At 60.2% G+C, this 6602-nt stretch carries 8 protein-coding genes; 1 reads left to right on the top strand and 7 read right to left on the bottom strand.

Annotated features, from left to right (window positions below):
- The 7 genes from WA989_RS10585 to WA989_RS10555 all read right to left on the bottom strand — a co-directional run.
- On the bottom strand, nt 1-572 hold a 572-nt coding region (locus tag WA989_RS10585), incomplete at its 3' end, for a putative 2OG-Fe(II) oxygenase (RefSeq protein ID WP_424340464.1).
- Nucleotides 573-729: 157 nt separating this feature from the next.
- The gene (locus tag WA989_RS10580) at nt 730-1251 is read right to left on the bottom strand and encodes a hypothetical protein (protein ID WP_424340463.1); all 522 of its coding nucleotides are present in this window, start codon (nt 1249-1251) and stop codon (nt 730-732) included.
- A gap of 54 nt (nt 1252-1305) precedes the next feature.
- The gene (locus tag WA989_RS10575) at nt 1306-1530 is read right to left on the bottom strand and encodes a hypothetical protein (protein ID WP_424340462.1); all 225 of its coding nucleotides are present in this window, start codon (nt 1528-1530) and stop codon (nt 1306-1308) included.
- 92 nt (nt 1531-1622) lie between these two features.
- Entirely contained in the window at nt 1623-2534 is a 912-nt protein-coding gene (locus tag WA989_RS10570; RefSeq protein WP_424340461.1) for a tyrosine recombinase, read from the bottom strand.
- Nucleotides 2535-2691: 157 nt separating this feature from the next.
- The gene (locus WA989_RS10565; protein WP_424340460.1) at nt 2692-4386 is read right to left on the bottom strand and encodes an alanine/glycine:cation symporter family protein; all 1695 of its coding nucleotides are present in this window, start codon (nt 4384-4386) and stop codon (nt 2692-2694) included.
- Nucleotides 4387-4517: 131 nt separating this feature from the next.
- Nucleotides 4518-4979, bottom strand: coding sequence for a hypothetical protein (locus WA989_RS10560; RefSeq protein WP_424340459.1), 462 nt, complete (start codon nt 4977-4979; stop codon nt 4518-4520).
- A 203-nt stretch (nt 4980-5182) separates the two neighbouring features.
- Entirely contained in the window at nt 5183-5914 is a 732-nt protein-coding gene (locus tag WA989_RS10555; protein ID WP_424340458.1) for a glycosyltransferase family 2 protein, read from the bottom strand.
- A 131-nt stretch (nt 5915-6045) separates the two neighbouring features.
- Here WA989_RS10555 and WA989_RS10550 point away from each other — a divergent pair.
- Nucleotides 6046-6602 (top strand): DEAD/DEAH box helicase (locus WA989_RS10550; protein WP_424340457.1); only part of this gene is annotated, 557 nt, incomplete at its 3' end.

Below are 6602 nucleotides of genomic sequence, written 5' to 3'. Positions count from 1 at the left end.
ACACAATGGAACATGTGAGAGGGAAAGATGTAGACGTCGCCGACGCGCGGCTTGATCATGAAATTCGAGACTGAATAGTGCACATCGGTGCCGTGCGCGAACTGAAGGTGGCCATGGCTAGGATGATGGTCGCGATAATCCTCTTCCCATTCGGCTTCCATGCCGTCGGGCAGAGCGAGATAGCCGACACATGAAATCGATGCGCCGGTATGAATATGAAGCGGGTTATAATCCCCTGCGAACTGGCGCACGAACCAGCCGCCCATAATGTTCAGTTCGAACTGCTTCTCGCGGTGATTGTAATCGCCGAACGCGCCGCGATGGCTGGCTCTGACATGATATTCGATCAGCGTCTGGCCGAGATGAGCGGCCGCGAGATCGATCAGCGGCTTGTCGAAGCGCAGCTCCTCACGGACCTTGCCAACGAGCTGGCCAGAATGATCTTCCAGCTTGTCGCTGACAGCATCATTCAGCGCACTGATGAGCAGCGCGGGCATGCGGAAATATCCCATCAGCGGGCCGAAAGGCGTAAAAAACTCCTTCTCGGCGTCAGGGGTAAAAATGGCCGCCATAGCCAACGCCTCTCCAGGCTGCACACGGCAGAAACGCCGCTCACTACAGCTGTAATATTACAGATGTAGCTGGCGGCGTCGAGAGGGGTCAGCTGAAAGACTGCGTAAGCGCGCCTGGACCATAAGTTGGTCCTGTTGGTCTGGCTGTTGTCAGCGCCTAGCGGGTATAGCGAAAATAGTCCCGCTGGATGGAGAGATCATCGCCCAGCGCCGTTACATGGCGGCGTTCGGTGAAGTAATTGGGCGAAATCTCAAACGTAAACCGGCAAATGGAATCGACCTGCGCGTCGAGGCATTCCTCTTCGGTCACGATCGTCAAAACGTCGCCATTCTCGGTCCGCTCGGTGATCGTGCCGAGGCCAAGCTGGCGGCCATCGGCGGAGATCGGCAGCTCCTGCGAATAATTGGAGAGGGAGTCCTCATATTCGAAATTGAGAACATACATGCCGCCCGATTCGCGGACGGTCATGCTGCTCGGAATCGTGACGTCTTCCTGGGCACCGACATAGCCGCGATAGGTATGCTCGCCTGTCCAGCCGGTGCCTTCCAGCACAGCGAGATCCTCAGCGCTGACGGTCGGTCCGGTGACTTCAGGTGTCTTGGCTGGTGCCGGCTCGCCGCTGTCGCCACACCCGGCGAGAAGCACCAGGCCTGTAAGTGTTGCCGTGATAAGTCGCATTCTTGTCCCCTGTATTTTTGAGTTCGGATCACTGCCGGGACGGGCATGCAAAAATCAGTCCTCGGCGGTTGCCTCGCTCAATTCATAGGACAGGGCGCGGGAAAAGAACAAGGCGCAGACATAGCAGACACCGGCCAGGGTCAGCGCTTCGACGCTCCAGAACGCGATCCCGCTCACATGCAGGGCAAGGAGAATGAGCGTCGCAACGCCGAGCGCGAAGGCGCCGGATATTTCAAAGATGAGCACAGTGGCACAGATGGCACGAATATAGGCAAACATGATTTCCTCAATTCTCCGGTATGGGTGAGCGGCAAAGGACTGCAAATATCGGGAGGACAGCTCCTGTTCGCCAGAGGCTGCGTGACAAATTTCTATTGTGCCAGCGGATGGGCCGTCTCGAGCAGCTCTGCGAGTTCATCCTGCAGAACATGGGTGTAGATTTCCGTGGTCGATATATCGGCATGGCCAAGCAGGGTCTGCAACGATCTGAGGTCCGCCCCGCCCTGCAGCAGATGCGTCGCATAGGCATGGCGCAGCGCATGCGGATGGACCCGCGCAGGATCCAGTCCGGCCTCCAGCGCGAGCGCCTTCAGCATCTGGCCGAGACGCCGCCGCGTCAGGTGCATTTCCTTGCCGCGGGAGGGAAAGAGAAACGCCCGCGCACCGCCGCGCTTGAGTGTGCCCTTCGGCAGACTCTCGTTGCGCACGTCCAGCCAGGCGAGAATGGCATCAAGAGCGGGCCTGCCCAGCGGGCAAAGCCTGTCCTTGCCGCCCTTGCCGCGCACGATGATATCCGTCGTCTCCCAGCGAGTGCCCTTTCGCCGCGGCAGATTGCCAAGCTTCAGCGATACAAGCTCGCTGACCCGCAGGCCGGCGCCGTAAAGCAGCTCCACCAGGCATCTGAGACGCACATCCTCCCCGCACGCCTCGATCAGGCGGGTGAGCTCTTCGCGTGAGAGGACATCGGGAATATCGCGGCCCGCCTTGGGGCCTTCGAGCTTCGAAGTCGGGTCATCCTTGCGGTCGCCCTCCTCAAACAGGAAGCGGAAGAAACGGCGTAGCGAGGAGAGCTTTCGCGCCTGGCTGCGCGGGGCAAGCCCCTGCCCGGCCAGCCAGCTCGAATAGCGCGCAAGTTTTGCTCCGCCGGCCCGGCTGAGCTTGCCCTTCATGAAGTCCGATGCGTCGCGCAGGTCCCGGCCATAGGCATCCAGCGTATTCGGCGAGGCGCCCCGTTCGGCGCTCATCATTTCCAGGAAGGCATCTATGCGGGCAGCGTCTGACATGGCGCGAGTGTACCGCCCAGCCCTTACCCAAAAGGAAACCCGAACCAATCGGCCGTTGTCTCACAGCGGCGAAGAGCCGCCGCCAAAGAAAGAACCCTGCCCGCAAAAGCAGGCAGGGTCCCATCAAAGCGCTCGTATCGTCTCGAGCCGCGTTGCCCTATTCGGACGGCGGCGGCTCGGTCTTGTCGATCACGGGATGGCCGTGATCCGGGTCGTCATTCAGCTTGTGCATGGCCACCACCACACTTGAGAGCGCAATGATCGCAATCAGGTTGGGAAAGGCCATGGATGCATTGGCGATATCGCCCAATAACCAGAGCGCATCCGTGTTGGTGATGATCGCGCCGATGAAGATAACCAGCACCCAGGCATATCTGAACGGGTGGGTCGCCCATTCGCCAATCAGATAGGTTACGGCCTGCTCGCCATAATAAGACCAGCCGATAATCGTCGTGAAGGCGAAGAAGAAGAGTGCAATCGGAACGATGAACTCGCCGCCCGGGAAGGCGGCGCCATAGGCCCGCGTCGTAATCGCCGCAGAGTTCGCGTCCGTCTCCCAGGCATGATCAACATCAAGAAGAACATCCGGATCGGAGGCCCCAGCGATCGCCGCCTGTTCGACATCCACGCCCGCAGCCTGACATTCCTGAAGCCAGGCCGATGCAACTGCGCCATTGGCAGCGACCAGCTCATTGCGGCCATCAGTATACGCGCTCGGGAACAGCGTATTCAAATCAGTGCCTTCCGGCAGCGTCTGGCCGGCGTCGATGCACTGGTTTGCCGCCATAAGGGCCGGGCTTTTCTTGAAGTCTCCTGTGACGGTCAGGATGACCAGAGCGGTCATCGTACAGATGATGATCGTGTCGATGAACACGCCGATCATTGCGATTTCGCCTTGCTGGACAGGGTTCTTGGTCCGCGCCGCCGCGTGGGCGATCGGCGCTGAGCCTTGCCCGGCCTCGTTGGAGAAAAGCCCGCGTGCGATGCCATAACGCACCGCTTGCATCACGCCGTAGCCAGCCGCGCCGCCTGCCGCTTCGCGTAGGCCGAAGGCCGAATTGATGATCTCCATGAAAGCGCCAGGCACTTTCGGGGCATTCATGACCAGCACGATGAATGCGGCGAGCACATAAAGGCCAGCCATGACCGGCACGACCTTGCCGGCAAAGCTGCCGATCGACTTGATGCCGCCGATGATGACGGCGAAGACCAGCCCGGCGAGAACGAGGCCGATCAGCCAAGGCGGGATCGTCAGGCCGAACGAGGACTGGCCCGTCTCGGTCACCGATTCCATGATCGAGTTGGCCTGGATCATGCCGCCTGTCGCGGTTGCCGAGAACAGCGTACCAAGACAGAAGATGATGGCCAGCCACAACCAGTTCTTGCCGAGACCATTCTTGATATAATACATCGGGCCGCCATTGATGCGGCCATACTCGTCCGTTTCGCGATATTTGACGGCGAGCGAGCTTTCGGCAAAGGCGAGCGCCATGCCGAAGATCGCGACCACCCACATCCAGAAGATCGCGCCGGGGCCGCCCAGGGTGATAGCCGTTGCCACGCCCGCCAGATTGCCGGTTCCAACCTGCCCTGACAGGGCTGTCGACAAGGCCTGCCAGGGTGTAATCGCGCCATCTTCCCCCTGCGCCTTGCGGCCTTGCCAGACCTCGGCAAGCGCGGGCACGAAACGGCGAAGCGGCCGTGCGGCCAGACGGATCATAAAGAAAAGGCCGGTGCCCAGAAGCAACACGGCCAGCGGACCTATATTGCCGGGAATCACCGTGGTGTCGCCCCACGACCCACCCCAGATAAATCCAGCGACATTCTCAATCAGTGTGACAAGCGCTTCCATAAGCCTCCCCGGCTCCCTGAAATTTCAAGACTGGCGCGGAGACTAGACAGGTTTGCGCGTCTGTGAAGCGCAGACGGGCAGAAATTACATCTGCCCGCCCCGATCAGGTAATAATCTTGCTCAAATAGCGGTCAGGCAAAGCCTTCGCCAACGCCAAAGTCGCGGCGGGCAGAGACAATCGTCACGACGACACCTGCGAGAACGTCGAGCAGCGTCATGATGGTGATGATGAAGAAGACCGAGGTTGCGAAGTTCGGCAGGAGCAGGAATTCGACCAGACAGACGATGAACAGGATCATCGAGATCGCATGATTGACGATCGTGGCCGTGCCGGTGGACGTCGATTTCAGGATTTCCATGAACAGGAGCCCGATCGAGAACAGGATCAGCATTTCGCCATTTGTGATCGCCCAGTTCACGCCGGAAATCATCGGGAAGGTCAGCATTGGCTGTTTCAGCATGTCGATGATCGGCGCGACATTGTTGATCACGCCATCGACCTGTTCTGCGCCGCCGCCATAGGGCAGTGCGATGAGATTGTAGATCGCGACCGGAATGATCAGAAGTGGAAATATACCGAGTAGCACGCGCATGTTGGATCCCCTGCGTTGCGTTGACCGGCCAGATGCGGCCGACCGTTTCTTACGATCTTCGGCTCTGGCGATGGCAGCCGCCCCGAAGATACCTCTCATACTCATGCCTAACGTCCCCTTGCAGGCGTGTTAAGCATGAAATTCTAGCACACTATCTGTCGAGATTGAGGCGTGTCTTTTGAGATTCAGCCAAAATACCCGTTTCAGATCTCGTCTGCGCCGTCCGGATTGCGGCGGCGGCGGATCAGCCAGGTCACACCGCGAAGGTCTGACAGAGCGGCCCAGAGCCGCCCGAAATTGGTATATTTCGAATTGCCCGCCCCGCGCTCGCGGTGGTTCACATCCATGAATTCCGCCTCATGGCCGTCAGCCTTGATAAGGGCCGGCATGTAGCGGTGCATATGGTCGAAATAGGGAAGCGACAGGAAGACATCTCGCTTGACGACCTTGATGCCGCACCCGGAGTCGTCACACCCATCCTTAAGCATGCGCTGGCGGACTGAATTGGCGAATTTCGAGCCGAAGCGCTTCCAGGCCGTGTCCTTCCGGCTCCCGCGGCGGCCCATCACCATGGCGAGTTTCTCCGGCGCATCCTGACGGGTGAGGGCGCGGTAAAGGTCTGGCAGGTCGGCCGGATCGTTCTGACCGTCGCCATCGAGCGTGCCGATGACCCGCCCGCGCGCGGCTTTCACGCCTGTGCGGATCGCGCGGCTCTGGCCGGCATTCTTGCGGTGGCTGAGCACGCGAAGGGCCGGGAAATCCTTTTTCAGGCCCGCCAGGACGGCGCGCGTATCATCGCTCGAGGCGTCATCGACAAAGATCATCTCATAGGCCCGGCCATCGAGCGCAGCGGCAATCTCGCGGACCAGCGCTTCGACATTGCCGGATTCATTATGCACCGGGACCACAACGGAAAATTCAAGCCAGTCAGACACGTGCGCGGACCTTTCCCACAATTCTGCTGAGCCTCTTTAAGCGCTTCGACCCTAATTCGAAACACAAGATGACCGCAAATACTGCGACAGCCCGTGTCATCGCCTCGCCAGTCGGCTAGAGGAAGCAGGCTATGAGTGACACATCCGCCCTCCCGATAGAAAGCCTGCTCGGCGAGATAAGCGCGGCAGTCCGCGCCGACAAGCGGCTGGTCCTGGCCGCGCCGCCAGGGGCCGGCAAGACGACCCGCGTACCGCTGGCGCTGGCGGGTCTGATCGAAGGGTTCGCGCCGATCGAGGGCCGTATCCTGCTGCTCGAACCAAGGCGTCTTGCTGCGCGTATGGCCGCCGACCGGATGGCCGCAACCCTTGGAGAGCGCACAGGCAAGCGGATCGGGCTTTCGACACGGATCGAGCGCAAGGTCTCGGCAGAAACCGTTGTCGAAGTCATCACAGATGGCCTGTTCGTGCGCCGTCTTCTGTCTGATCCCTCACTCGACGGGGTTGGCTGCGTGATCTTCGACGAGATTCATGAGCGCAGCCTCAATGTGGATCTGGGGCTGGCGCTCGCCCTGGAAGCCCAGAGCGTCTTTCGCGAGGATCTGCACCTGCTGGCCATGTCGGCGACGCTGGACACAGAAAAGGTGGCCGGCGTGATGAACGCGCCGGTCATCGAAAGCGAAGGGCGCCA

The organism is Henriciella sp., from assembly GCF_049649345.1.
GTDB lineage: Bacteria > Pseudomonadota > Alphaproteobacteria > Caulobacterales > Hyphomonadaceae > Henriciella.
This window is presented reverse-complemented; position numbering and strand designations above follow the sequence as displayed.

Excerpts from the sequence above, each read along its gene's own strand:
- WA989_RS10560 (WP_424340459.1), bottom strand. The coding sequence starts at position 4,979 with ATGCGCGTGCTACTCGGTATATTTCCACTTCTGATCATTCCGGTCGCG.
- WA989_RS10570 (WP_424340461.1), bottom strand. The coding sequence starts at position 2,534 with ATGTCAGACGCTGCCCGCATAGATGCCTTCCTGGAAATGATGAGCGCC.
- WA989_RS10565 (WP_424340460.1), bottom strand. The coding sequence starts at position 4,386 with ATGGAAGCGCTTGTCACACTGATTGAGAATGTCGCTGGATTTATCTGG.
- WA989_RS10575 (WP_424340462.1), bottom strand. The coding sequence starts at position 1,530 with ATGTTTGCCTATATTCGTGCCATCTGTGCCACTGTGCTCATCTTTGAA.
- WA989_RS10580 (WP_424340463.1), bottom strand. The coding sequence starts at position 1,251 with ATGCGACTTATCACGGCAACACTTACAGGCCTGGTGCTTCTCGCCGGG.